The organism is Pararhodobacter zhoushanensis (assembly GCF_003990445.1).
Taxonomy (GTDB): Bacteria; Pseudomonadota; Alphaproteobacteria; order Rhodobacterales; family Rhodobacteraceae; genus Pararhodobacter; species Pararhodobacter zhoushanensis.
In genome coordinates this window covers 77,838-102,329 of the sequence record NZ_REEZ01000005.1, presented here as the reverse complement: position 1 = coordinate 102,329, position 24,492 = coordinate 77,838, and the positions used below count along the sequence as shown (strand labels likewise).

Genomic DNA, 24,492 nt, shown 5'->3' with positions numbered 1-24,492 from the left:
TATGGACACGCTGGTCCTGTTCACCCTGAACGCGACCTGGCAGATCGCGGCCCTGGCGCTTATGGCGCTGGGGCTTGCGCTGGTCTTCGGGCTGCTGCGCATCATGAACATGGCGCATGGCGAGTTCGTGATGCTGGGTGCGTATGCGCCGGTTCTGGCAGCGCAACTGGGCCTGCCGGCCCTTGCTGCTGTGCCGATCTGTCTGATGATGGTTGGTCTGACCGCCTGGCTGGTCGAGCGACTGGTGGTGCGGCATCTCTATGCGCGGATGTTTGACAGTCTGCTGGCGACCTGGGCGCTGTCGATCCTGATGCGCAAAGGCGCCGAGCTGGTCTTTGGCCGTCAGTTCCGCAATGTCGCCTCGCCGCTGGACGGCGTCACGCAGATCGGCGCGATAGGCTACCCCTCCTACCGGCTGGCCGTCATCGCGCTGGTTCTGGCGGGCGGGCTGGGCCTGTGGCTGTGGTATCGCCGCAGCGCAACCGGCCTGCGGCTGAAGGCGATGGTCGACAACCCGGCGCTGGCGCAGGCCGTGGGCATCAACACCGCGCGGCTCTCGGCTATGGCTTTCGTGAGCGGCTGCCTGATGGCAGGGCTGGCGGGCATGTTGCTTGCCCCGACGCTCAGTATCTCTCCGGGCATGGGGCTGGATGCGCTGATCCGGTCGTTCTTTGCACTGATCGTCGGCGGGCTTGGCTCGCTTGAAGGTCTGGCGCTGGGGGCCTCGGTCATCGGCGGGCTGCAATCCGGGCTGAGCGCGGCCTTCACCCAGACCGCCGGATATCTGGGCGTCCTGAGCCTGGCCATCCTCTTTTTGTGGAGATACCCCGATGGGCTCTATCGTCGGCGTTAATCTGGCGCTTCTGGCAGCTTTGCTGCTGGTTCCGGTGCTGGGCGGAGCCTTCTTCGCCTGGCAGATCGGGCTGTTCCTGATCTATGGCATTGCCGCGCAAGGCGTTGGCTTTGCCTGGGGACGCGGCGGCTTCCTGCCTCTGGGCAATGCGCTGTTCTTCGGGCTGGGGGCCTATAGCGCGGCGGCGGTGTTGCGGGTGACCGACGGCGCCCTGCTGGTCAACCTGCTCGCCATGCTGATCACCGCCCTCGCCTGTGGCGCGCTGGCCTTCGGCCTTGCGGTGCTGCTGTTTCGCGGGCGTATCGGGTCGGGTCCGGGGTTCTCGCTGGTGACGCTGGCACTGGTGCTGATCGCCGGGCAGATCGCCGAGACCACACCAGCGCTCACCGGCGGCTTCAACGGGCTGTCGGGCTATGCCCCGCTGGCCGGTCTGGACCCGTTCGGGGCCTTCTATTACGTCATCGTTGCGCTGGTCATGCTGGTCAGCTGCGGCTTTCTGCTGATCGACCGTCTGCCCGCCGGGCTGATCCTGCGCGGATTGGTGGCGCAAGAGGGACGGCTGGAGCTGCTGGGTTTCGCCCTGCACCGCGTCAAAGGCTGGGCCTTTGCGGTGTCGGCGTTTGTCACCTCGCTTGCCGGAGCGCTCTATGCCAGCCATCAGGGTATCGTCACACCGCAGGCGATCGGCTTTGCGCTGTCAGCCGAACTGGTTATCTGGGCAGCGGTCGGGGGCCGGATGTCGCCGCTCGGGCCACTGCTGGGCGCAGTGGTCATCGGCTGGGCCTCGGCCACGCTGCGCGACACCGTGGCGTGGTGGGAGGTTGCGGTTGCGGCTGTGTTTCTGCTGGTCATCCTGTTCCTGCCCGGTGGCGCAATGGACCTGGTCAACCGCGCGCTGCACCGTCTTGGCCTTGGCCCACGCCCGAAAGCTCTGCCGCCCCTGGCCGCGCCTGCCTCGCGCGCCAGCACCGCAACCGGCGCGCTTGAGCTGAGCGATGTCGGCCTGTCGGCTGGCACCGTGACGATCCTCGACGGTCTGTCGCTGCGCGCCGCTCCACAGGGCGTGCTGTGCGTGATCGGGCCGAATGGCGCGGGCAAGACAACCATGCTGAACGCCATCACCGGGCGGATGCCAACCCAGAAGGGCGTTGTGTCGCTGGGCGGTCGACGCCTGACCGGTCGGGCGCCGCATCAGATGCTGGCGCAAGGCATCGCGCGCAAAATGCAGGTGCCGACGGTATTCGCCGGGCTAACCGTGGCGCAGAACCTGCAACTGGCGATGCTCGCCGGTCGCCTGAACTGGCGCGACGCGCTGCGCCCCGCACCGCTGCGCTGGCAGGGCGACACGCTTGCTGCGTTGCTGGACGACCCCGACGTGCCGCTGGCTGCCGCGTGGCTCAAGAGCGCCGAACACCTGCCACAGGGCCATCGGCAACTGCTGGAGCTTGCGCTGACCCTCGCACCCGATCCCCGTCTGGTCCTGCTGGACGAACCGGCGGCAGGCATGTCCCCGGCCGAGACGCAGATCATGGTTCGCCTGATCCGTGCCTATCAGCAACGCAGCGGTGCTGCCGTGTTGATCATCGAACACGACATGGCTCTGGTCGAGGCGCTGGCGAGTGAGGTGGCGGTTCTGCATCAGGGCCGGGTTCTGGCGCAGGGAACACTTGCGGTCATCCGCGCCGATCCACAGGTCACGGCCGTTTATGCCGGGGGACACAAATGACGGTGCAACTGGACAAGATCAGCGGCGGCTATGGCGACACCTTGATCCACCGCGAGCTGTCGCTGAGCGTGGCCGCAGGCGAAGTTGTCGCCATCGTCGGCCGTAACGGCACGGGCAAGACGACACTCGCCCGGCTGATCACCGGCGAACTGCCCTTGGCGGGGGGTGTGATCCGGTTGGGCGACCGTCCCATCCGACCGCTTGCCGCTTGGGGTCGCGCGCGCGCCGGCGTCGTGTCGATGCCGCAGACCGGCATGGTCTTTGACACGCTCAGCGTGCATGAAAACCTGCTGTTGAGCGGCGCGACCCCGGCGCAGATCGCCGCGATCACCCGCCATTTCCCCCGGCTGGCCGAACGGATGACCCAGACCGCTGGATCCATGTCAGGCGGCGAGCGCAAGATCCTTGGTTTCGCCCGGGCAATGCTGATGCCGGGCACAGCGCTGGTGCTCGACGAGCCGTCCGAGGGCGTGCAACCCGAGAATATCGCGCGGATGCAGGCGCTGATTGACGCGAAACGTCAGGCCGGGACGGCGGTTCTGCTGCTAGAGCAGAACATCTCGATGATCCTTGCCGTTGCGGATCGCGTGCTGGCGATGGACGTCGGCGGCCTGACCTTCGCGCTGGAAAAACACCAGATCAACCGCGAGGCCGTGCTGTCCGCGCTTGAAATCTGAGCGAAAGCGGGGCCGTCGCGGGGTGATGTCGGGAAACACGCCCGGTAGCGGCGAGGTGTTCAAACGCAGCAGCTTCGGCGGGATCACCCCCCGAAGCTGGCGCCTCCACCCGTACGTCCTGCGCCAAAGCCACCGGTTGCGCGGACCGAGGCACGCGTCATGGGGGCGGCTCCTGTCGTCGTGGGCGCGGCCCGGAAGTTTGACGGGGCAAGACTGACAGCACCGCGGTTGCCGTTGAGATTGGTCGCCCCGGACGCCGTGGAAAATCCGCCGGTCGAGTTGCGATAGAGCGGTTGTGCGCCCATCGTCGCCCTGCCGTTGTTCATCATGCTGCCCATCATGTACCCCATCATTAGCGGCATGAAGATGCTGCCCCCTCCCGACGCGGCGGCACTGGGATCGGCAACGCATTCTCCGCCGTGCTGCTCTTCACAAAGGGCGCGTTCGTTGTAGCGTGGCGCGGTTTCGGCATGGGCGACCTCGGCCAAGGCAAAGGCTTCACTGCATTCGCGCGATGAATACCCGCTGTCTCCGGTCGCAGAGGCCGTGCATTCCTCAAGCGTCGGAAACACATGCGTTTCGACGGTCTCAGGCGTGCAGCCAACCATACCGAATGCAGCGGCACCCAGAAGGGTGAGGCGAATTGCGGAGGACCGCTTGGTGCGGGGCAGTACTGGTTTCAACGTAAGGGTCCTTGTCATGAGTGACTGATATGGGGCGGAACGCCTGATTTTCCATATCGCGCCGTCTGGTTTCGCGGGCATTACTGTCGGGGCAAGCGAGGTTGCCCGGATCTCAGGCGCGAATGAAGTGAGGCTTGAAGCGGCTCAGATCCTGGGTAATGCGCGCGCGGTCTTCGCGCAGCCCCATTCCGACGCATTTTTCGCCGACGATCCACGAACCGACCACCGGATGGTAGCCCCCAAAGTCAGTGATCTCTTGATAAGCCTGAACAACCATAGGATGCGCACCGTAGCGATTATCCTCGGCGGCGGCAATCGTATCGGCCCCCCGCGCAATCGTGATGCTGGAGCCTTCGCGCGAGAAGATCGGCTTGCGGACGGTGCCAAGGCTCAGCAGGTCCGCCGCGCGATCGACACGCGGGCCACCGCGCTCGATGTCCTCGGCAAAGAAGGCGGGCAACAGGTTCGGATGCCCCTCAAACATTTCCCACAGCACCGCCAGGATCCCCTTGTTGGAAACGACGGCCTTCCACGCCGGTTCCAGAAAGCGACAGTGTGCGCCCGCAATGTGAGTGGCGAAATCGTCGCGCAACATGTCTTCCCAGGGGTAGAGCTTGAACAGCGCCCCGATCACTTGGGCGTCCGCATCACAGAACTGGCCCTGATCGGTGAGGCCGATCTTGTCGATGGGGACATAATGCGCGCCAAGTCCTGCCTCGCGCGCGGCCCATGCCATGCTTTCGGTCGTGGCATAATCCTCGGGCGCGTTCGCGAATGAGGTGAAATGCACATGCTCGCCTTCGTCGAAGATCTCGGCAAAGCGCGCGACCAGCGCCTCGTGAATGCCGTTGAACTGGTCGCTGTCATCGGGCAGCACGCCGGCGGCGATCTGGTCTTCCAGCCACTGCCACTGAAAGGCAGCGCTCTCATACAGCGAGGTGGGCGTATCAGCGTTGTATTCGATCATCTTTGCCGGCCCGGTGCCGTCATAGATCAGATCGAACCGGCCATAGAGTTCCGGGTCACCCGTCGCCCATGACATCGCGACGAGATCGCGGTGTTCGAGCGGGATCGCCAAACGCTCCATCAGCTCTTGCGAGCCGACAATACGCTCGACAGCCTCGCGGCACATCGCGTGCAATTCGGTGGAAGGGTCCTCGATGTCGCGCTCGACCTGCTCCAAGGTGAAGGCATAGACCGACTCCTCCGACCAATAGGGCTCGCCGTGCATCTCGGCAAAGGTGAAGCCAGCGTCGCGGGCTTTCTCTTTCCAGTCCGGGCGGGCACCGAGTTCGATACGGTCCATCAGAAAATCCTCATCTGTAAGCGGTGCCTCTGATCTGTCGGGCCGAGCCCGGGATGAATGGGGCCCGGGATGAATGGGGGTTGTCGAGGCCGTCGTCAATCGCATCCGCCCCGGCTCGTTCACGGTCAAAGCCAGAACACGACGAATTTGACATGGACGACGGCTGTTGCCGAGGCTGAGCAAGGGGTCCATCGGCGCGCGCCCCTGCAGCCTGTCGAAGCCTTGCCCGCCACCGGCGTCAGCATCTGGGCGTTGGGCCAATGCCTGTTCGCGCTAGGTTTCTGTGATCGCGCGAACTAAGGTCACGTTTGCGCTGGCTAGCCCCTATCAACCGGCGAGCGGAAACTCGCTGAGGTTTGCCTCAGTCGCCGATGACAACCACTTGTGACGTTCAAGCCGCTTTTCGACACCCTGAAGACCGCAGTACTGACCCTTTGTGCCCTTAACAGTGAAACCGCTCCGCAATGATAAAATTTGTTAATCAAAAAGCACCGGATATGGCGCGCATCTCGACCCTGCTTGAGCTGTGCGCCGCGCAGAACACCTGGGCGAACCGCGGTCCCTTGTACACCATGCTTGCGCAAAATTACGCGGCGCATTTCGGTCTGGACAGCACCCGCTCGGTGACGCCCTGCTCGAACGCGGGCATCGCACTTGAGGCCATGGCGAAACTCTTGTCCCTGCGTCAGGGGCGCAGGCTCAAATGGGTTGGTTCGGCGTTCAGCTTTCAGAACCTCGGGCGCGGCTATTTCGCGGATATGGCGCTTGTCGATTGCACCCGTCAGGGGCTGCTGGATCTCGATGCGGTGCGGGCGCTGCCACAGGACAGCTTTGACGGCATCATCGTCGTTAACCCCTTCGGACTGTTCGAGGGTTTCAGCGACTATATCGCCTTTGCACGCGAAACCGGGAAGTTTCTGCTCATCGACAACGCCGCAGGCATCAGCCGCACCATGCCGGACTGGCCGTGGCAAGCGCTGAGCCTGCACCACACCAAACCCTACGGCATGGGCGAGGGCGGGCTGGCGATCACACCTGCGGACAGCGCCGAGGAGTTCTACAGCCTGCTCAACTACGGACCCGCGCCCCAAGACCCCGGCTGCTGGCTCAACAATGGCAAGATCTCGGATATTGCCTGTGCCTTCCTGATCGACCGGCTTGAGACGGTGTCACAATGGGAGCCGCAATACCTTGAACAGGCCGAGCGTGTGCACCGGATCGCCAGCGGTCTGGGCCTTGTGCCGCTTCGGCCGTTTGGCCCGACGGCCCCGGCGATGAGCTGGGGCTACCTTGCGCCCAAAGAGATCCCGCTGGAACGGATCAGCGAGCCCGGTGAGCTGACGTTTGGCAAATATTACAAACCTCTCGCCAACCTGCCCCAGACCTTGGCCCTGTATGCGCATCTGGTGAACATCCCGACCCACCCGGATGTCGCAGGCCTGTCTGACAGCGCGCTGGAAGCCGAAATCGCGCGGTTGCTATAGCGCAGCCGCGCCGGTCTTGATGATTTTGGCGGGCACGCCGACGGCTGTGCAAAGGGGCGGTATCGCGCGGACAACCGCCGCGCCCGCCCCGATCACAGCGCCTTCTCCTATGTTGACGCCTTGAATGACCGTCGCGCCGGTGCCGATATCGACGCCAGCCCCCAAGGTGACATTGCCTGAAATATTCGCGCCGGGGCTGATGGTTGAACAAGCGCCCAGTACGGCATCATGACCGACCGTCGCGCACAGATTGATGTGAACATGGGCGTCAACGGTGATGTCCGTCGTCAGGCAGGCCCCCGCGCAGACCAGAACCCCCTCGCCTAGCGAGATATTTTCGCCAAGCCACGCACGCGGGTGAACCAGCGCGGGAAAGGCGTGGCCGTTGGCCGCCATCCGGTCGGCCACGCGGCGGCGGACCAGCGGCGCGCCGATGCCGATGGCCAGATCGGCGCGCGTCCCCCGTTCCAGCATCGCGATATCCTCGACCACCGGCAGGCCGTGCACCGTGTCAGGATGCGCGATGCCCGGATCGACCACAAAACCAAGACACGTCCACTGCGGCACCTGCGCGTTCAACGCATGGATGATCTGCAACACCTCGCGCCCGAACCCGCCGCAGCCGTAAATCGCAATGTCGCGCACCGTTGTCTCCCTGTCCGCTCTTGACCGCACCCTAGCCGAAACGCGCCTGAAGCACCGCCAGAAACTGCACCACCGTTTCGGTTTCCGAGGCCTTCGCCGCCGCCATGTCGGCGATCAGCTGGCCACGCGTCGCCTTCGCCCACGCGATCTCGTCCACGCCATACGCGACCCCGTGCTTCAACTCAAACCCGGCCCGCCATTCTTGCGCGCTGAGTCCGGGCTTGGGGATGACGACGGGGGTACAGCCGCAAAGCGCGGCGTAATAGGCGTACATCGTGTAAGGATCGTGGCAGTAGAAGACCGTTGTCCTGTTGAAGACCTCGGCGATTTCGGCGTGGCTTTTCTCATCCAGCGGGATCGCATCATCAGGGTGCGGGATCTGATCCAGCGTGTCGGTTCCCTTGCGGATCATCCGACAGGCACCCGATCTTGGACCACCGCGATCTTTGTAAATATCGTCGCGCAGCCAGCGCAATTGCAGCAACCTGTCGGCGGGAAGGCCCTGAACGTCCTGCGCAAAGGCCTGCTGGTAGAAGAACACCTCTTCCCCTGCCGCGATCTCTGCATCCCCGCCCAACAGTCCGGGCCGGTTCAGCAACCAGCGCGCCACGCGGGACGCACCCAGCGGGTTTCCTGAAACCGTCTCGGGGTAAACAACGATCGCCTCGTTAACGCGCCCGGGCGGAGCAAGCGGAACATCCAGCGAGGGATGGGTCTGAAAGCCGCGCTGCTTCCTGCGACTGTTCCAGCGTCGCAAGGCGCGGACTACAGGCGATTTCACCGCCGCATAGTCTTTCGGGATCTGAACGGCATACGCCTCGACTCCAAGCGTGCGCAGCCGATCAACCAGCGCATGCAGCACAATCACACCGCCGCTGTTTTCGTCAAACGTCGGGCAGTTTACCAAGATGGGCCGCGCGGGCCGAACAAGGGCGGGATCTGAGGCCATGGCGTCATCTTTCATCGGCCCGGCTGAACCGGGCATGCGCGGGGAGTGACCGACCCTAGGTCACTCTGACCACAGGGGCAATCTTGCCCTGCCCGAAGCGCGCCTGAGGGATATCCTTTGCGCAACCATGAAAAACCCCGCGCCGGGCGGACCGGGCGCGGGGCAGCGTTGGTGAGCGTGGATCAGAACGGTTCGGTCTGCGGCACCCAGACGCCGTTTTCGATCCGGTCAACCGAGACCATTTCCGGCATCGCGTGGTTCTCGACGAAGCTTTGCTCGGTGTAGGTGGTGAAGTCGTCGTGGGACGTGGCGCGCGCGCCCTCGACGAAGCTGTCGGTGGTCAGATCCTCACCGGCAGCGCGCAACGAGTTCAGGAACCAGTTGGTGTAGGAATACGCATTCGCCGCGTTCTCGTCCGGCACCGCGCCGTAAGCCTCACGATAGGCTGCGATGAAGGCCTGCGCGCCGGTGTCGGTGGTATCCTCGCCGTGCAGACGCCAGCCGCCGACGCCGTAAAGCCCCTCGGTATCGGCCCCGCCCAGACGCGCCACCACGGTCGAGCGGCCCGGAATCGCCGTCAGCACCTTGACGCCGTCCCAGCCCAGCCGCTTGATCTCGGCCATGACACCCACCGTCTCGCGGGTGATCGTGGCCGCGATAATCGTGTCGACGTTGGCCGCCCGCATCCGCGCCACCTGACTGGAAAAGTCGATGTCGCCGGGGCGGTAAGCGGCTTCCTCGGTCACAGTCAGACCTGCGGCGGCCAGCGCCGGGGTGACGCCTGCGCGGATCAGGTCGCCGAACGGACCCTCCATGTAGATCACGCCGACGCGCTGCGAGCCCCACTCGGGCAGCGCCCAGTTCAGCGCGCGCTCGGTCGTGGTGTTGTAGTTCTGCACGGTGGTGAACAACAGCGGCGAGCCGCCCGCGACCTGATGCATGATCGCCGACGCGGCCCAGGGGCCAAAGACCACGGTGCCCGACTCGACCGCCGCGCCGATGGTGGCGGCGTTGGTGCCCGAGCCGAACGGGTTGAGCAGCGCGAAGACCTCGTCCGAGCGGATCAGTTTCTGCACGGCGCGCACCGCCAGCTGCGGCTGGCTGCCGTTATCCTCGACGATCAGGCGGACCTGACGGCCGTGGATGCCGCCTTCGGCATTCGCCTGCGCCAGCGCCAGCTCAGTCGCATTGCGCAGCGCGGGCATGCCCGCAGCGGCGGGACCGGACAGGTCGAGATGGGTGCCGACGACGATCTCACCGGCCGAAACACCGGCGGCGCGCGCCGGGCGCAGGCTGCCGCCCAAAGCCAGCGCAGCGGCGCTGGTGGCAAGCATCTGACGACGATTCATAGACATGGCGTCCTCCCTTGATGGACATGGCGGGTTGCTGTGATCACGAACATGCTCCTCCTTCCCTCCTGCCGCCTCAGGACGGGTACATGCCGTTGATAAGCGTCGCGTATTTCTGCGCGATGACTTTGCGTTTCAGCTTCATCGTCGGGGTCAGCTCTTCGTCTTCGGCTGTGAGAAGCTGGTCGATGATGCGGAAATTCTTGATCTGCTCGACGCGGGCGAGACGCGGGTTCACCGCCTCGATCTCGCCGCGGATCAGATCGACCACGGCGGGCGCGCGGGTCAGGCTTGCGAAATCGGTGTAGGGGATCGCCTGATCCTGCGCGAAGCGCGCGACGTGTTCGAGGTCGATCATCACCAGCGCAGTAATGAAGCGCTTGCCCTCGCCGATGACCACCGCGTCGGTGATATAGGGGCTGAATTTGAGCTGGCTTTCGATCTGCGTCGGCGTGATGTTCTTGCCGCCGGCGGTGATGATGATGTCCTTGATCCGGTCACGGATCGCCAGATAGCCCTCGGCGCTGATTTCACCGCAATCGCCGGTGTGCAACCAGCCGTCAGCCGTCACGGTCTCGGCGGTTTTCTCAGCGTTGCGCCAGTACCCGGCAAAGACGTTGTCGCCCCGGATCAGGATCTCGCCCGCGTCACCGATGCGGATCTCGGTGCCGCCAGCGGGGGTGCCCGCCCACCCCAGCCGGATCGCGCCCTTGGGGGTCGAGGCGGCGAAGCCCGCCGTTTCGGTCATGCCGAAAGCCTCGCGCAGTTCGATGCCAATGGACAGGAACCAGCGGATCAGATCGGGCGGTACCGGGGCCGCGCCGGTCAGCGCGCTGCGGCAATTTTGCAGACCCAGAAAGATGCGGATGTTGCGGAAGGCAAGCCGGGTCAGCAGCCGCGTCACCGGACCCTGCGACGGCGGCTTGCGCCCTTCAAGCTGCGCCTCGACGCTGGCCGCGCCCCGCGCCAGCGCCTGGGCGTAGACCCAGCGCGCGGGGGCGATAGCATCGCGCAGGAACAGCTCGATCTGGCTGTTCATCTTCTCCCAGAAGCGCGGCGGGGCGAAGACGACATGCGGCGCGACTTCGCGGATGTCATTGGTGACGGTACCCGCGTTTTCGGGGAAATGCACGATCAGGCCCAGCGCGATCGCGTTGAAGACCGAGGCCATGCGCTCGGCGATATGGCACAGCGGCAGGAAGCTGAGCGACTTGTCGCCCGGCTTGGCGTCCAGATATTCCGGCGCTTTGCTCATCTGGAACACGACGTTGCGGTTCGAGATCATCGCGCCCTTGGGCGCGCCCGTGGTGCCCGAGGTATAGACCAGAAACGCCAGATCCTGCGGGCGGCTGGCGTCGATTGCTTCTTCGAACAGGGCTGCCTGCGTCGCCGCCAGACCCTCACCGCGCTTGACGAAATCGTCGAAGAACTCGACCGCCGGATCGTCCAGCTTGCGCAGGCCCTCGCGCTCGATCACCAGAATGCGCAGCAGTTTGGGGCAGTCGGCGCGGACCGAGAGCGCCTTTTCCAACTGCTCCTGATTTTCCACCACCAGCACCCGGCAATCGGAATCCGTCAGGATATAGCGCAGCTGTTCCGGCGCGGCGGTGGGGTAGACGCCGTTGCCGACAATCCCCATGCATTGCGCGCCCAGATCGGCGAACAGCCATTCCGGGCGGTTCTCGGCCAGCACGGCGATACACTCGCCCCGCGCCACACCCAGCGCGTTCAGCGCCAGCCCGAAGGCGCGGGCGCGGGCGTAATACTCGGTCCAGCTGTAGCTCTGCCACAGCCCGCGCAGCTTGTGGCGCAGAGCGGGCTGGTCGCCCCATTCGGCAACACGGGCGCGGAACACGCGGGCGGGGGTGTCATGGCCGATAAAGCTGACGGGCAGCGGGGTCATCGCGTTCATCTCCAGGTCTTCCTCCGCTTCCAGCGCTGCGCGGTGCCTGACAGGCCCTCGCCCCCGCCGCCGCCCAGATAGGCCTCGCGCACGTCTTCCTTTTCGCTCAGCGCGGCGCAGGTATCGGCGGCGACGATGCGCCCCAGCTCCATGATATAGCCGTCATCACCATGCTTGAGCGCGACGGCGGCGTTCTGTTCGACCACCAGCACGGCGGTGCCGGTCTCATCCCTGATCCGGCGGATGATGGTGAAGATTTCCTGCGTCAGCATCGGCGACAGGCCGAGGCTGGGCTCATCCAGCATCAACAGCTTGGGCGCGGACAGATAGGCGCGGCCAATCGCCACCATCTGCTGCTCGCCGCCCGACAGAAGCCCCGCGTGCTGCGTGTCACGCTCTTTCAGCCGGGGAAACCACTGGTGGACCCGCTCGATGTCCCGCGCAATCGCGTCGCGGTCACGGCGGGCAAAAGCGCCCATCATCAGGTTGTCGCGCACCGACAGGAACGGGTAGACCTGCCGCCCCTCGGGCACCAGAACCAGCCCGCGCCGGGCCACCGCGTCGGCGTCCAGCCCCTGAACCTCGACCCCCTCAAACAGCACCTTGCCCTTGAACGGATCGACCACCCCGGCCAGCGTATTGAGCAGCGTCGTCTTGCCCGCACCATTGGCGCCCAGCACGGCGGTGATGCGCCCCTCGGCCACGGTCAGATTGACGCCTTTCATCGCGGCAATCGGCCCGTACCAGGTTTCCAGATTTTGTACGTCCAAGAGCATGCTCACGTCCCCAGATAGGCGCTGATGACATCGGGATGGGCCTGCACCTCGGCCGAGGTGCCCTGCGCCAGCACCCGCCCCTGCGCCATGCAGACCACGCGGTCGGCAACGGCACTGACCAGCGACATGTCGTGTTCGATCATCACCACGGTGATGCCCAGATCGCTGCGGATATCGTCGATCCAGAACGCCAGATCGCGCGTTTCCTCAGGGTTCAGGCCCGAAGCGGGCTCGTCCAGAAACAGGATCTCGGGCTCGGAACACAGGGCGCGGCCCAGCTCGACCACCTTGCGCACGCCGTAAGGCAGGCTGGCCACCTGCGCGTTGCGCCATGCCGACAGATCCAGAAACTCGATCACCGTTTCGACCTTGGCGCGGTGGTCTTCTTCGCGCCGCGTCAGGCCCGGCGTCCGCAGCACCTGCTGCCACCACGCCCCGGCACCAAAGCGGTGACGGCCCAGCAGCAGGTTGTCCAGAACGCTGGCGGCATCGAACAGCTCGATGTTCTGAAACGTCCGCGCGATTCCCAGATGCGCGATCTTCGAGCGCGGCGCGCGGGCGATGTCCTGCCCTTTGAACAGGATGCGGCCCTTGGTCGCTTCGAACACCCGCGTGACCAGATTGAGCATCGAGGTCTTGCCCGCGCCGTTCGGCCCGATCACCGCCAGCACCTCACCGGCATTCACACTGATTGACAGATCCGAGATCGCCGCCAGCCCGCCGAAATGCAGCGCCACTTTGTCGAGTTCCAGCAAGGGTCCGGTCATCGGCTGCGCTCCGATTTCATATAGGTTTTCTGACGGCGGAAGGTGTCGCGGCGATAGAGCGGGAAGCTTTCAAACAGCGCACGCAGCTTCAGCCAGCGGCCATTCAGCCCCATCGGCTCGAACAGCACGAACAGCGCCAGCACCAGACCGGCGACAAAGATCTCCAGCCCCGATTGCCGCGCCATCGCGTCGGGCAGCGCGGATTTCAGCAGCGCCACGCCCTTGGGCAGAAAGCTGATCAGCACCGCGCCCAAGATTGCCCCGCGCAGGCTGCCCATGCCGCCGATGACCACCATCAGCACCAGATCCAGCGAGAGCAGCAGGGTAAAGGCGTCCGGCGTCAGATAGCCGATGTGATGCGCCATCAGCGCGCCCGCCAGCCCGGTGATGCCGGCGGACAGGCCAAAGGCCCCGACCTTGACGCGCTTGACCTCGATGCCCAGCGCATAGGCTGCCGCCTCGGAATCCCGCACGCCGGTAAAGGCGCGACCGATCCCTGAGCGCATCAGATTGGCCAGCGCCAGCAGCACCAGAACGGCGACGAACAGGCAGACATAGTAGAAGTATTTCGGCGCACCGACCGACACACCGAAGATGCGCGGCGTTTCCACCAGCATCCCCATGAACCCGCCGGTCACCCCGCGCCACATGCCGATGACCTGCTCGACCACGATGGAAAACGCCAGCGTCACCATCGCCAAATACAGGCCCGACACCCGGATCGCCGGAATGCCCACCACCAGCCCTGCCTCGGCCGAGATCACCCCGGCCAGCGGCAGCGCCAGCACAAACGGCACGCCCTGCGCCAGCAGCCACGCATGGGCATAGGCCCCGATGGCAACAAAGCTGGCGTGGCCCAGGCTGACCTGGCCGGTGAAGCCGGTCAGCGCCATCAGCCCCATCGCGGCGATGCACAGGATCAGCACATAGCCCAGCTCACCGATCAGATAGGTCGACGCAAAGAACGGCAGCGCCAGCAGCACCACGGCCAGCAACCCGTAAGCCAGCCAGTCGGACGGATGCCTGAGCAGCGCAAAGCCCTGCCGGTAGCGTGTATGATAATCGAACCGCATCGCTCAGACCCTCCGCCCGTGTGCATCGCCCAACAGCCCGTTGGGCTTGAGGATCAACACCGCGATCAGCACCAAATAGGCCGCGATGTCCTTGAAACCGTCGGGCAGATAGACGCCCGCGTATTGCTCGATCAGGCCAATCAGCACGCCGCCCAGCACCGCGCCCGGCAGGCTGCCGAAACCGCCCAGCACGATCGCCGCCAGCGCCTTGAGCGTGATCAGCCACAGTGCGGTATCGACCAGCGTGACCGGGGCCAGAAACATCCCGGCAATCGCCGCTGTCACCCCGGCCAGCGCCCAGACCAGCGAGTTCAGCCGCTTGACCCGCACCCCGTTCAGATGCGCGGCCAACTGATTCTGGCTGGCGGCCTGCATCGCCACGCCCAGCCGGGTCTTGCGAAAGAACACCCACAGCAGCGCGGCGATGACAAAGACCACGCCCATGATCACCAGCGACAGATCGGCGATGGTGACGCCCAGCACGGTGGTGGATTGGCCCGACCACGGCGTGTCATAGCTTTGCGAATCCGTGCCAAAGCCCATCATCACCAACCCGCGCAGCATGAAGGCCAACGCGATGGTCAGCATGACGCCTGCGAATTGCGGCTGCCCGGCAATACGGCGCACGATCACGGCGTCGATGCCGTAAGACACCACGCCGATGCCCAGCGCGACGATGGGCAGCACCAGCCAGAACGGCAGGCCCGCCCCCTCGATCAGCGCCCAGGCCGAAAAGGCCGACAGGACCAGCAGATCCCCGTGGGCGAAGTTCAGCACCTCGGTTGCCTTGTGGATCAGCACGATCCCCAAGGCCACCAGCGCATAGATCGCGCCCACGGCGATGCCGTTGACGGTCAGCTGCGCAAAGAGTTCCAGCGCGCTGCTCATGCGGTCTCTCCTGTCTCGAAACGCACGTCCCAGGCCTTGAGCCGGTCGTGGCAATGGCCGCAGGTCGCGCGGGGGATAAAGGCCTTGCCGCAGGCCTTGTGGCGGGGACGGATCGAGCTTTGCTCGTGAAACAGATGCTCGGACGACCAGGTGCTGAGCAGCACGATATACGGGAACAACCCCCGGCTGGCGGCGGTCAGCAGATATACGCGGCGGCGGCCATCCTCACGGTCGGGTTCCACCGTCATCAGCCCCGCGTCGATCATCGCGGTCAGGCGGCGGCTGAGCAGCGGCGGGCTGATGCGCAGCACCTGGGCGATCTGGTCGAAATGCCGACAGCCAAGGATCAGCGCCGAAATGATCATCAGGGTCCAGCGGTCCATGCGCAGCGCCAGATTGGCCATCGCGCCGTCGTTCACCGTCACTTTGGGCGTGCGCATTGGCGCTGCCGGGTCATGCGGCAGATGCGGGTTGGGCTTCAGCCCCAGATCCAGATCGCGCAGCGTGACCACTTCGCCGCAGGCCTCGCAGGTCATCTGCGGCATGAAGCCATGACCGCAGGTCTTGTGGACCAGCCGGGTCGGCAGCTCGATCCGGTTTTCCCCGAAACGCTGCTCCCAGTCCCAGGTCATCAGCGTCGCCTCATAGATCGCCATGCCCTTGTGGGTCAGGTGATAGGCGAAACGCTCGGGCCGTTCCTGATACAGGCGCGGGCGCAGCAGATCCATCTGCACCATGGCCTTGAGCCGTTCCGACAGGGTCCGCCGGGGGATGCCCAGCTTGGTCTGGAAATCGTCGAAGCGTTTGACGCCCATGAAGGCGCCCATCAGGATCTGCATCGTCCAGCGGTCGCCGATCAGCTTGAGCGCATGGCTCAGCGTCGAGGTCGACAGCGCGTCGCGGATCAGATCAAGATCGGGCTGTTGGCTCATGCGATACGCTCGATGATCAGGGCCGAGGCGAGGCCCGCCGCGCCGCAGGCCGCGATCAGGGCGCGCTTTTCGCCCCGGCGTTCCAGCGCATCCAGCGCGGTGCCTATCAGCGCGGCCCCGGTCGAGCCCATCGCATGCCCCAGCGCAATCGCGCCACCGTTGACGTTGAGCCGGTCGAGCGGGACACCCATGTGGCGGGCGAAATGCAGAGCAAGGGCGGCGAAGCTTTCGTTCACTTCAAAGAGGTCGATGTCGTCAGCGGTGAGCCCCGCTTCCGCCAGCGCCGCCTGCGCCGCCTCGACCGAGCCAGTCAGCGCCAGCACCCGGTCCACGGACAGCTCGGCCACCGCGAGAATGCGCGCGCGGGGTTTCAGCCCGGCGCGCTCAGCCGCCGCCGCCGTTCCCATCAGCACCGCCGAGGCCCCGTCGGCCATGGCGGGCGAATTGCCCGCGTGGTGGACGTGCTCCACCCGGTCCAACCCGGTATGCGCCATGATCGCTGCATCCAGCCCGTATTTCTCGCCCATCTCGGCAAAGGCCGGGGCAAGCGCGGCCAGCCCCTCGGCACTGGTTCCGGCGCGCGGGGTTTCGTCGGCGGTCAACCCGCCGACCTGCACCAGCGCGGCAAAGGCCCCGCTCTCACGCGCCGCCACCGCCCGGCGCTGGCTCTCGGCCGCGTAGGCGTCGCAGTCGGCGCGGGTGAAACCCTCAGCCGTAGCGACCGCGTCGGCGCTGATACCGATGGGGATCAGCCCGGCGGCCTTCTGAAAGTCGAAATCATGGGTCAGCGCGCCCTTGTCCGAAGCCATCGGCACCCGCGACATGCTCTCGACCCCGCCGCCAATTGCCAGCCCGTCCGCCGCCTGCGCGCGCAGCGCGGCCAGACCGACGGCGGTGATCCCACTGGCGCAATAGCGGTTGATCGTCAGGCCGGGCACCGCGTCAGGATAGCCCGCCGCGATCAGCCCCAGCTTGCCGATATTGGCCCCCTGCTCGGCGGTTTGCGTGACGCAGCCAAAGATTGCATCGGCCAGCGGTTGATGCCCGTGCCGTTCAGCCAGCGCCCGCAGGGGCGCGGCCAACAGGTCCACCGGCTTCACGCCATGCAATGCGCCCTTGGCATTCCCCCGCCCGCGCGGCGTGCGCAGCGCGTCGATGATGACGATCTCGGTCATCGCGTCCCCCCTTCCGTTTGATCGGGCCTCTTACTGGGCCTCGACCACAAAACTCACGACGGTCCCGAAAGAGCCGCCAATATTCACCGTCTGCATCCGCCGCGCGCCCTCGATCTGCAGCGCGCCCGCTTGCCCCAGCACCTGCCGCGCCGCGTCACGCAGCATGCGGGTGCCGGTGGCGCCCACCGGATGCCCGCAGCCGATCAGCCCGCCGGACATGTTCACCGGGCAGCGCCCGCCATGCTCGATGGTGCCATCCTCGACCGCCTGCCAGCTTTGGCCGGGCGCGGTCAGGCCCAGATGGTCGATGGCGATGTATTCGGTGGTGGTGAAACAGTCGTGCGTCTCGACCCCGCTGACCGCCTCGATCCCGGTGATCCCGGCGCGTTTCCACGCATCGGTAATCGTCTGGCGCACATGCGGGAAGACATACTCGCCGCTGCGCTCCAGCTTGTCGCGGAACCGCAGCCCGGCGTTGTGATGCCCCCAGCCCGCGATCTTTGCCGCGCGCTTGCCGGTGCGGCGCGACCACTCGGCGGCGAAGGCGGGCGAGGCCAGCACCAGCGAGGCCGCGCCATCGGTGATCTGCCCGCAATCCTGCCGCCGTGTGCCCGGCTCGATCACCGGGTTGGCGAAATCGTCATCGGTGAAGCTGAGATCGGTAAATTCCCAGCCGCGCGTCTGCGCCAGCGGGTTCTTTCGAGCATTTGCGTAATTCAATTCCGCGATACGGTTCAGATACTTGCGATCCAGCCCATAGCGCCGGTCGTATTCCTGCGCGGCCAAGCCAAACACCGCAGGCCACAGGAATTTGCAGTCGATATCCTCACGCCCCTGCCAGCCCGCGGCGTTCTGATTGACCGAAGCCACGTCGCCCTTGGTGTTCTTGAACTCCTCGGCCCCGACCACCAGCACGCAGTCGTACCGCCCCGCCTCGATCTCGGCCATCGCGGCCAGCACCGCCAAGGACGATGACGCGCAGGCCCCCTCATGCCGCATCGCGGGCACGCCCCACAACTCGGGCACCATCTGCGCGACCATCGCGCCCAGATGCGCCTGCCCGCGCTGCATCTCGCCAAAGGCGTTGCCGACATGGATGCTGGCGATCTGGCCCGCATCGACCCGCGCATCCTCCAGCGCGTCCAGAACGGATGAGCGGATCATGTCCGACAGATCCAGCCCTTCCCGCGACCAGGCGCGGGCGAAATCGCTTTGCGAACTGCCTAAGATATAGGTCATGCTACCCCCCGCCCCAAGCGCACCACGGCGCGGTCGAATTCACCGGCCAGCCGCTCGACAATCGCCGCAACCGGCTCACTTGCCGTCACCGCGCCGACGCCCTGTCCCGCCGCCCAGACATCCGCCCATCGCTTACCCTTGAAGCTCTGGTTGCTGTCGTAGGCACGGTTGGGCGCGTCGGGCATGGCGTCAGGGTCCAGCCCGTTGGCGCGCAGCGATGGTTTCAGCCAGCTGGCCGGTGTGCCGGTAATCCCGGCGCTGACCAGCAGATCGTCGATTTGCGCGGCGACGACCATGTCCTTGTACGCCTCGGGCGCCATGCTCTCGCTGGCCGCGATGAACGAGGTGCCCATGTAGACGTAATCCGCCCCCGCCGCGATGGCCCCGGCAACGCCCCAGCCATCGCTGATCCCGCCGCCGACAATGACGATCCCGTCAAAGAACGACCGCACCGCGCTGACAAAGGCAAAGGGCGACAATGTGCCTGTATGCCCGCCCGCACCCGCGCAGATGCAGGCCAGCCCGTCCGCCCCGGCCTCGACCGCCTTGCGCGCCAGTTTCACCGTGGTCACATCGGCGATGACCTTGCCGCCGTAAGCATGCACCGTCTCGATCGCCGGTTTGGGCGAGCCGAGCGCGGTCACCACGAAGGGCGGCTTGTGCTTGGCGATCATCTCCAGATCCTGCGGCAGGCGGGCGTTTGTGGAATGCGTCACCAGATTGGCGCACCACGGCGCATCGCCCACCGCAGCGGTGATGCGGGTCATCCAGTCATCGAGCTGCTCTTGCGTGCGGGCGTTGGGGGTCGGAAACGCTCCGACAATCCCCGCCTTGCAGGCCGCGATCACCAGATCGGGGCCCGAGATCAGGAACATCGGCGCGGCAAAGACCGGCAGGCGCAGGGTGTCAGGCATCATTCCTCACGGGTCGTCTGGATTGCGTCACGGCAAAGCGCGGGGCGACGAAACCGAGCGTGGTCAGCGTCGCATTGCCCGCGCCGTTCAGGCCGGTGACGTGGTAATCGCTGTAGGCAGCGGCAAAGTTCAGCGGCATCGCGCCGGTCAGGTTGATGGTCAGCTGGGCGCCGGCCTGCGCATAGGCATCCTCGGCCTGCGTGATGAACGTCTCATCGCGGGCATAAAGGAAGCCGGTGATCCCGCCGTTGTTGCGGGCGTCCGTGGTGGCTTGCGCCAGCGCATCGTCAGGACTGTCGCAGTCGATGACAAAGCCGATGGGGCCAAAGCGTTCCTCGGCGTAAAGATCGCGCGCGTCCTTGCCCAGTTGCACCAGCAGAGGCGTCGCCGTGCGGGCGTCGGGGAAATCGGGGTGCGGATAGGCGCGGCTGTCGAGCAGCACGCGGCCGCGCGTCTGGGCCTGTTCGCGCACCCACCCAATCAGCCCCAGCGTCGGTTCGGCCTGCACGGTGGCAAGGATCATCGACGCCTTGCGCGGGTCTTGCGTCAGGGCTGCGATGGCATCGGCCAGCTTCCCGGCCACCACATCGCGCGGCACGGGACCTGCGGGCGTGTCAATCTCGGGCGGCAGATAGACATTCTGCGGGCTGGTGCACATCTGCGCCGAGAACATGCACATCGTCGTGGCCAGCGCGCGGATCGCGGCGTCCAGATCATCGGCCCCGGCCAGCACGACCGTGTTGCAGCCCGAGGTTTCGGTGAAGGCCAGCGCCGGGTGCGCGTTGGCCTCGACCCATTGGCCGAAGCGGGCCGAGCCGGTGAAATCCACGATGGCGCAATCCTGGTGCTTGATCAGCACCTTGCCCAAGGGTTCCGCGACCGTGTCCAGACAGAGCGTCACCAGATTAGGATCGAACCCCTGTTCCGCCAGCAACGCGCGGAACACCCGCACGGTGATCGCCATCGGCAGCACGCTGGCCGGATGCGGCTTGATAATCACCGCGTTGCCGGTGGCGAGGCTGGCCAGCATCGACGGCCAGGCGTTCCACGTCGCAAAGCTGGCGCAGGTGAAACACACCGCCACACCGCGCGGGATCAGGCGATAGGTTTTCTCCAGCGCAATCTCGGACGGCCCGAAACGCCGCGCCCAGCGCGCGCTGGGGGCCACGGCGCGCATCGCCTGCTCGGCATAAACCAGCGCCTCGATCCCGCGATCCAGCGCGTTCACGCCGGACCCGGCATAGGCCATGTTATAGCTCTGCCCGGCGGTGTGCATGACCGCGTTAACCAGCGTGAACAGATGGTCGCGGTAGAGGCGATCCAGCCCCTCCATCAACAGCATCAGCCGGGTGTCGATGTCCGCCGCGGCCCAAGACGGGATCGCGGCCTTGGCGGCTGCGAACAGGGTATCGGGGTCGGCTTGGGGATAGGTGATGCCCAACGGCGCTTGGGTGTAGGGCGAGATTTCTTCGCCCCCCCAGCCCGTCACGCCGGGCAGATCCAGCGCAAAGGGCTGGCCCAGCATCGCCTCGAACGCGGCCAGCCCAGCGGGGGCGGCGATATCGGCATCGGGGTAAAGCTTTGGCATCTCAGGGAAAGGCGACCAGCATTCGCGGCTGGCGCAGGCAGCTTGCGCGCGCTCAAAGGTCTTGGCATGGTCAAACATCAGCGCCTCCACCGCAGCCGGTGATGGCGCGGGCCTTCCTGTGCGGACAACGTCAGGCGGTCGCCCTGCAGATCAACGTTGCGGACCTGTTCCGAGCCGACGAAATCGGGGTTCAGGCTGTGGGTGACCGAATGGATCACCACGGTTTGCCCGTCGCGCTCTTCAATCCGCCACGTCCCGGCGTAGTGAAAATAGCTCTCGAACGCCGCGAGCCGCTCCCCCTCGGGCGCTTTGCGCGGGTTGCCGGTGCTCCAGCGCGGACGATCCGCGCGCGCGATACACGCCGCCATCCCACCGTCCGCAGTGTAATGGATCAGACCCGTGGCGTCGGGGCCAAAAGGATGGGCAACGCGCCCATCCTCTGACTCGATTTCCCAACCCAGCAGCTTCCACGTTCCTTGCAGCATCACGCAACCTGCGCTGCGGTCAGCTGATCGCCGCGCACCCAGCACGAGTGGAACCCGTGCGGCACCCGGTGCTTCAGGATCACCCGCGCGACCGGCCCCTTGGCGATGTCGCGCGCGTCGGTGACCCAGACCTCGGAGCGGTTCGCCAGCCCGTTCCACACGAAGCCCACGACATAGCCGTCGTCCTCTTCCGTGGCCCCGTCACGCGGCGCGAAGGGGGCCTCGGAAAACCAGTACCCCTCACCCGGATGATAGGCGAGCGCGGCCCCGGTCTGCAGATCGTACTTCACCAACCCGGCGAAATGCGGCTGCTCCAGCGTGCGCGGGCGGCCCATCAGCACGTTATAGGTGAAGCGGTTCTTGCGGCCCTGAAACGCCGTGTTGATCATCGGGAATTCGGTGTTCAGGATGTCATCGACCACCCCTTCACGGGTCATGCCCGTGGTCAGGTTCATGCGCCACTGGTAGAGCTCATAGTCCGTGCCCTGCGTGCCGATGGTGTAGAGGAGTTTCTGCACATCAAGCCCGCCATCATAGCCGCGCGGGTTCACATAGGGTGTGCCCAGCATGACGATCTCGGTCTCGCCCTGCGCGTTGACCTCTTCCCAGGCGTTGGCGACGTGCAGCATGTAGCGCGGCTTGAACTCGAACCAGCGGATCTGCTCGGGCGTGCCGTGGCGCGGGATGACGGCGTAGCGGGTCGGCCAATCCTGATGGAACTCAAGGCTGTAGCGGCCCCGTTCCAGCGCAGCGGGCGTGTTGATCAGCGGGAAGTCATGCAGGATCGTGTAATTCTGCGTGATCGCGCAATCATGCGGCAGGCGCGGGCCGGGCAGCTCGACCGGCATGAAGGTTTTCAGCGCGCCATCGGCGCCGATCACGCCGTAATGCATGTAGGGGTGGCGGTTGCCATAGGCGAAGAAGATGAACTCGCCCGTCGCCTCATCCACCCGGCTGTGGGCCGAGATTTGCAGCCCTACCAGACGCGGGTCTTGCTCCAGCTTGCCCAGCGTCACCAGACTGCCGGGATCGACGGTATAGACCGCGCCGCCGCGATACCACATCGAGTAAAGCTTGCCGTTGTGGAACTTTACATCGGTGTTGGACACGTTCTTCATCGCGTCATCGGGCAGCACGCCCTCGGGCATGCGCTCTTTCAGACCCGGCCACAGGGGTTCACCGGCAGCATTCTCGGCCTTCAACCCGTCGGTCTGCACGAACCGGTTGCGGTAGGTCGCCTTGCCCCCCTCGAACCGGACAGCATGCAGCATACCGTCACCGTCGAACCAGTGGTACTTGCCATGCGGCGCATGGGCGGGCGACGGCCCGTTGCGCACATAAAGACCGTTGAGATCGCTGGGCAGTTCGCCGATGACCTCAAGATCCTGCTCGACGCTTTCCACATTGTTGGGCGCGAAAGGCCCGGCCATGCTGGCGTTCGGGACGAACCAGTCCTGCTCGTCGGGGATATGATTTACACTCATGATTATCCTCCCATCGCGGCGCGGGCCAGAATGCCGCCGTCGCGAAAATCAACGCCGTTGGCCCAGCACGAATGCGTCCCTGAGGCCATCTGATGCGGCAGTTGCACCCGGCAGATCGGCCCGTCGGAAAAACGCTTGCAGTCGATCAGCGCGACCTCGGACTTGCCGGTGGTTTCATTGATGATGAAGGTGACCAGATAGCCGTCATCCTCATCCTTGGCATTGATCCGCGGCGCAAAGGGCGCTTCGCTGGCGAACTGCCCTTCGGGCAGCCGGATCTCCCAGCTTTCGCCGGTGTGCAGATCGGTCTTGAGGTAGCCGTTGAAGATGAACCAGCCCGGCACCTGCAGCGCGGAATAGGCATAGCGGTAAGGACGCCCGGCATACTTCTGGTTGAACATGCCGAATTCCATGATCCGGTCGTCCAGCCGCTGCTCGGTCGTCTTGCCGGTCTTCAGGTTGAAGCGCCAGCGGTGCAGCTTGGTGCCCATCTTGAACTGGTCGAGGTAGGACATCATCCGCTCATAGCCCGGCAGCGCCCCCTCGTAGTTGGTGGGCATCGGGTCTTCCTGGAAATACCCGTCCAGCACGATCTCGTCGCCCTCTTCATAGGCGTTGAGCCAATGCAGCACGAAGGTCGGCGCGGCCTCGAACCACATAATATCATCCACGCCACCGCGACGCGGGATCACCGCAAAGCGCGACGGCTGGTCCTTGTAGAAGCGCACGACATGCTTGTCCTGCTTGAGCGCCTCAGGATCCCAGTACAGCGGAAAATCGTTCAGGATCGCGTAGTTCTGCGTATAGGCCATGTCATGCGGCAGGCGCGGGCCGGGCAGCGGGATCGGTGTGTAATGCACCAGCTGGTCGTTCCGGTCGACCACGCCGTAATGCATGTAGGGCGGCTTTTTCGAGTAGTTGAAGAACAGAAGTTCGCCGGTCTGCTCATCGACCTTGGTATGGGCCGAGATGCCATCCTCGGGCGACCACTCGGGCACGCCCGCCTGCGCCAGCGTCAGCGGGTCCAGCCGGTAGCCTTCGCCGCACTGAAAGTAGGTCGTCAGCGCTTTGCCCGCGTGCACCACCACGTCCGTGCTGCTGGCATCCTTCATCGCCCCATGCGCGCCCCAGCCGGGGCGTTTGGACAGGCTTGGAGCCTCCATCAGCCCGGCCCAGAGCCGCTCGCCGCTTTCAATCTCGGCCTGCAAGCCCTTGGTTTCGATATATCGGTTGCGATACTGCACCTTGCCATCACGGAAGGCCGCCATGTGGATCATGCCGTCACCGTCGAACGGGTGATAGCGCGACAGCGCCTGATGCAGCGGGTTCTGCGTGTTGCGCAGGTAGACCCCGTCGATGTCGTCAGGCACCGTGCCCTCAAGCACGATTAGGTCATCAGCATTGACCTCTTCATGCAAGGGCGCCCAGGGGCCTTGCAGATAAGGGTGATCGCCGGCCTCGATGTTGCCGGTAAAGGTCTTGATCACGTCGTGACTCATGGTTCTCCCCCCAATGCGCCCGCGGAATTTAGATACCGTTATTGAACTCATGATTCCGTCAAAAGGCGCATCTGTCAACCATCTTCTCAAAACGCCG

At 65.3% G+C, this 24,492-nt stretch carries 22 protein-coding genes; 4 read left to right on the top strand and 18 right to left on the bottom strand.

Going from position 1 to position 24,492, the window contains the following annotated elements; all coding sequences use genetic code 11:
- Nucleotide 1 precedes the first annotated feature (1 nt).
- From EAE28_RS13105 to EAE28_RS13095, 3 genes are read left to right on the top strand one after another with little or no spacing between them, the layout of a single operon-like run.
- On the top strand, nucleotides 2-853 hold the full coding sequence (locus EAE28_RS13105; RefSeq protein ID WP_127106956.1) for a branched-chain amino acid ABC transporter permease: 852 nt from the start codon (nucleotides 2-4) through the stop codon (nucleotides 851-853).
- Entirely contained in the window at nucleotides 831-2,579 is a 1,749-nt protein-coding gene (locus EAE28_RS13100) for a branched-chain amino acid ABC transporter ATP-binding protein/permease (RefSeq protein ID WP_127106954.1), read from the top strand. Before EAE28_RS13105 ends, EAE28_RS13100 begins: the two co-directional genes overlap by 23 nt.
- A complete protein-coding gene (locus EAE28_RS13095; protein ID WP_127106952.1) occupies nucleotides 2,576-3,256 on the top strand; it encodes an ATP-binding cassette domain-containing protein in 681 nt (226 codons plus the stop codon). Before EAE28_RS13100 ends, EAE28_RS13095 begins: the two co-directional genes overlap by 4 nt.
- 83 nt (nucleotides 3,257-3,339) lie before the next feature.
- Here EAE28_RS13095 and EAE28_RS13090 read toward each other — a convergent pair whose 3' ends face one another.
- Nucleotides 3,340-3,957: a DUF1190 domain-containing protein gene (locus EAE28_RS13090; RefSeq protein WP_164736628.1), complete on the bottom strand. Its 618-nt coding sequence runs from the start codon at nucleotides 3,955-3,957 to the stop codon at nucleotides 3,340-3,342.
- Between the two features lie 94 nt (nucleotides 3,958-4,051).
- Nucleotides 4,052-5,245, bottom strand: a complete 1,194-nt coding sequence (locus tag EAE28_RS13085) for a glutathionylspermidine synthase family protein (protein WP_127106948.1) — start codon at nucleotides 5,243-5,245, stop codon at nucleotides 4,052-4,054.
- 497 nt (nucleotides 5,246-5,742) lie between these two features.
- On the opposite strand from EAE28_RS13085, the gene EAE28_RS13080 reads away from it, so the two are divergent.
- Nucleotides 5,743-6,729: a DegT/DnrJ/EryC1/StrS family aminotransferase gene (locus EAE28_RS13080; protein WP_164736627.1), complete on the top strand. Its 987-nt coding sequence runs from the start codon at nucleotides 5,743-5,745 to the stop codon at nucleotides 6,727-6,729.
- On the opposite strand, the gene EAE28_RS13075 is transcribed toward EAE28_RS13080, so the two are convergent.
- The 16 genes from EAE28_RS13075 to EAE28_RS13000 form a co-directional block, all read right to left on the bottom strand.
- Entirely contained in the window at nucleotides 6,724-7,374 is a 651-nt protein-coding gene (locus tag EAE28_RS13075) for an acetyltransferase (RefSeq protein ID WP_127106944.1), read from the bottom strand. The genes EAE28_RS13080 and EAE28_RS13075 overlap by 6 nt on opposite strands.
- 31 nt (nucleotides 7,375-7,405) lie before the next feature.
- The gene (locus EAE28_RS13070; RefSeq protein ID WP_127106942.1) at nucleotides 7,406-8,323 is read right to left on the bottom strand and encodes a hypothetical protein; all 918 of its coding nucleotides are present in this window, start codon (nucleotides 8,321-8,323) and stop codon (nucleotides 7,406-7,408) included.
- 182 nt (nucleotides 8,324-8,505) lie between these two features.
- On the bottom strand, nucleotides 8,506-9,678 hold the full coding sequence (locus tag EAE28_RS13065; RefSeq protein WP_127106940.1) for an ABC transporter substrate-binding protein: 1,173 nt from the start codon (nucleotides 9,676-9,678) through the stop codon (nucleotides 8,506-8,508).
- Between the two features lie 70 nt (nucleotides 9,679-9,748).
- Nucleotides 9,749-11,575: an AMP-dependent synthetase/ligase gene (locus EAE28_RS13060; protein WP_127106938.1), complete on the bottom strand. Its 1,827-nt coding sequence runs from the start codon at nucleotides 11,573-11,575 to the stop codon at nucleotides 9,749-9,751.
- Between the two features lie 5 nt (nucleotides 11,576-11,580).
- Nucleotides 11,581-12,351 carry an ABC transporter ATP-binding protein gene (locus EAE28_RS13055; protein ID WP_127106936.1) on the bottom strand — a complete coding sequence of 257 codons (771 nt, stop codon included), beginning with the start codon at nucleotides 12,349-12,351 and terminating at the stop codon, nucleotides 11,581-11,583.
- A 2-nt stretch (nucleotides 12,352-12,353) separates the two neighbouring features.
- On the bottom strand, nucleotides 12,354-13,118 hold the full coding sequence (locus EAE28_RS13050; protein WP_127106934.1) for an ABC transporter ATP-binding protein: 765 nt from the start codon (nucleotides 13,116-13,118) through the stop codon (nucleotides 12,354-12,356).
- The gene (locus EAE28_RS13045; RefSeq protein WP_127106932.1) at nucleotides 13,115-14,191 is read right to left on the bottom strand and encodes a branched-chain amino acid ABC transporter permease; all 1,077 of its coding nucleotides are present in this window, start codon (nucleotides 14,189-14,191) and stop codon (nucleotides 13,115-13,117) included. The genes EAE28_RS13050 and EAE28_RS13045 overlap by 4 nt, the downstream gene beginning before the upstream one ends.
- A 3-nt stretch (nucleotides 14,192-14,194) precedes the next feature.
- Nucleotides 14,195-15,079 carry a branched-chain amino acid ABC transporter permease gene (locus tag EAE28_RS13040; protein ID WP_127106930.1) on the bottom strand — a complete coding sequence of 295 codons (885 nt, stop codon included), beginning with the start codon at nucleotides 15,077-15,079 and terminating at the stop codon, nucleotides 14,195-14,197.
- Nucleotides 15,076-16,011, bottom strand: a complete 936-nt coding sequence (locus EAE28_RS13035) for a winged helix-turn-helix transcriptional regulator (RefSeq protein WP_127106928.1) — start codon at nucleotides 16,009-16,011, stop codon at nucleotides 15,076-15,078. Before EAE28_RS13035 ends, EAE28_RS13040 begins: the two co-directional genes overlap by 4 nt.
- Nucleotides 16,008-17,186 (bottom strand): acetyl-CoA C-acyltransferase, encoded by a 1,179-nt coding sequence (locus EAE28_RS13030; RefSeq protein ID WP_127106926.1) that lies wholly within the window; start codon nucleotides 17,184-17,186, stop codon nucleotides 16,008-16,010. Before EAE28_RS13030 ends, EAE28_RS13035 begins: the two co-directional genes overlap by 4 nt.
- A 30-nt stretch (nucleotides 17,187-17,216) precedes the next feature.
- Nucleotides 17,217-18,425: an acetyl-CoA acetyltransferase gene (locus tag EAE28_RS13025; protein ID WP_127106924.1), complete on the bottom strand. Its 1,209-nt coding sequence runs from the start codon at nucleotides 18,423-18,425 to the stop codon at nucleotides 17,217-17,219.
- Complete coding sequence (locus EAE28_RS13020) at nucleotides 18,422-19,339, bottom strand: NAD(P)H-dependent flavin oxidoreductase (RefSeq protein ID WP_246022351.1); 918 nt, start codon at nucleotides 19,337-19,339, stop codon at nucleotides 18,422-18,424. The genes EAE28_RS13025 and EAE28_RS13020 overlap by 4 nt, the downstream gene beginning before the upstream one ends.
- On the bottom strand, nucleotides 19,332-21,005 hold the full coding sequence (locus EAE28_RS13015; protein ID WP_220443932.1) for an aldehyde dehydrogenase family protein: 1,674 nt from the start codon (nucleotides 21,003-21,005) through the stop codon (nucleotides 19,332-19,334). Before EAE28_RS13015 ends, EAE28_RS13020 begins: the two co-directional genes overlap by 8 nt.
- Complete coding sequence (locus EAE28_RS13010) at nucleotides 21,005-21,412, bottom strand: lipocalin-like domain-containing protein (protein WP_127106920.1); 408 nt, start codon at nucleotides 21,410-21,412, stop codon at nucleotides 21,005-21,007. The genes EAE28_RS13015 and EAE28_RS13010 overlap by 1 nt, the downstream gene beginning before the upstream one ends.
- Nucleotides 21,412-22,896, bottom strand: a complete 1,485-nt coding sequence (locus EAE28_RS13005) for a carotenoid oxygenase family protein (protein WP_220443931.1) — start codon at nucleotides 22,894-22,896, stop codon at nucleotides 21,412-21,414. Before EAE28_RS13005 ends, EAE28_RS13010 begins: the two co-directional genes overlap by 1 nt.
- Before the next feature lie 2 nt (nucleotides 22,897-22,898).
- Complete coding sequence (locus EAE28_RS13000; RefSeq protein WP_127106918.1) at nucleotides 22,899-24,395, bottom strand: carotenoid oxygenase family protein; 1,497 nt, start codon at nucleotides 24,393-24,395, stop codon at nucleotides 22,899-22,901.
- Nucleotides 24,396-24,492: the final 97 nt, after the last annotated feature.

Excerpts from the sequence above, each read along its gene's own strand:
- EAE28_RS13105 (WP_127106956.1), top strand. The coding sequence starts at position 2 with ATGGACACGCTGGTCCTGTTCACCCTGAACGCGACCTGGCAGATCGCG.
- EAE28_RS13100 (WP_127106954.1), top strand. The coding sequence starts at position 831 with ATGGGCTCTATCGTCGGCGTTAATCTGGCGCTTCTGGCAGCTTTGCTG.
- EAE28_RS13095 (WP_127106952.1), top strand. The coding sequence starts at position 2,576 with ATGACGGTGCAACTGGACAAGATCAGCGGCGGCTATGGCGACACCTTG.
- EAE28_RS13090 (WP_164736628.1), bottom strand. The coding sequence starts at position 3,957 with ATGACAAGGACCCTTACGTTGAAACCAGTACTGCCCCGCACCAAGCGG.
- EAE28_RS13085 (WP_127106948.1), bottom strand. The coding sequence starts at position 5,245 with ATGGACCGTATCGAACTCGGTGCCCGCCCGGACTGGAAAGAGAAAGCC.
- EAE28_RS13080 (WP_164736627.1), top strand. The coding sequence starts at position 5,743 with ATGGCGCGCATCTCGACCCTGCTTGAGCTGTGCGCCGCGCAGAACACC.
- EAE28_RS13070 (WP_127106942.1), bottom strand. The coding sequence starts at position 8,323 with ATGGCCTCAGATCCCGCCCTTGTTCGGCCCGCGCGGCCCATCTTGGTA.
- EAE28_RS13065 (WP_127106940.1), bottom strand. The coding sequence starts at position 9,678 with ATGTCTATGAATCGTCGTCAGATGCTTGCCACCAGCGCCGCTGCGCTG.
- EAE28_RS13060 (WP_127106938.1), bottom strand. The coding sequence starts at position 11,575 with ATGACCCCGCTGCCCGTCAGCTTTATCGGCCATGACACCCCCGCCCGC.
- EAE28_RS13055 (WP_127106936.1), bottom strand. The coding sequence starts at position 12,351 with ATGCTCTTGGACGTACAAAATCTGGAAACCTGGTACGGGCCGATTGCC.
- EAE28_RS13050 (WP_127106934.1), bottom strand. The coding sequence starts at position 13,118 with ATGACCGGACCCTTGCTGGAACTCGACAAAGTGGCGCTGCATTTCGGC.
- EAE28_RS13045 (WP_127106932.1), bottom strand. The coding sequence starts at position 14,191 with ATGCGGTTCGATTATCATACACGCTACCGGCAGGGCTTTGCGCTGCTC.
- EAE28_RS13040 (WP_127106930.1), bottom strand. The coding sequence starts at position 15,079 with ATGAGCAGCGCGCTGGAACTCTTTGCGCAGCTGACCGTCAACGGCATC.
- EAE28_RS13035 (WP_127106928.1), bottom strand. The coding sequence starts at position 16,011 with ATGAGCCAACAGCCCGATCTTGATCTGATCCGCGACGCGCTGTCGACC.
- EAE28_RS13030 (WP_127106926.1), bottom strand. The coding sequence starts at position 17,186 with ATGACCGAGATCGTCATCATCGACGCGCTGCGCACGCCGCGCGGGCGG.
- EAE28_RS13025 (WP_127106924.1), bottom strand. The coding sequence starts at position 18,425 with ATGACCTATATCTTAGGCAGTTCGCAAAGCGATTTCGCCCGCGCCTGG.
- EAE28_RS13020 (WP_246022351.1), bottom strand. The coding sequence starts at position 19,339 with ATGCCTGACACCCTGCGCCTGCCGGTCTTTGCCGCGCCGATGTTCCTG.
- EAE28_RS13015 (WP_220443932.1), bottom strand. The coding sequence starts at position 21,005 with ATGTTTGACCATGCCAAGACCTTTGAGCGCGCGCAAGCTGCCTGCGCC.
- EAE28_RS13010 (WP_127106920.1), bottom strand. The coding sequence starts at position 21,412 with ATGCTGCAAGGAACGTGGAAGCTGCTGGGTTGGGAAATCGAGTCAGAG.
- EAE28_RS13005 (WP_220443931.1), bottom strand. The coding sequence starts at position 22,896 with ATGAGTGTAAATCATATCCCCGACGAGCAGGACTGGTTCGTCCCGAAC.
- EAE28_RS13000 (WP_127106918.1), bottom strand. The coding sequence starts at position 24,395 with ATGAGTCACGACGTGATCAAGACCTTTACCGGCAACATCGAGGCCGGC.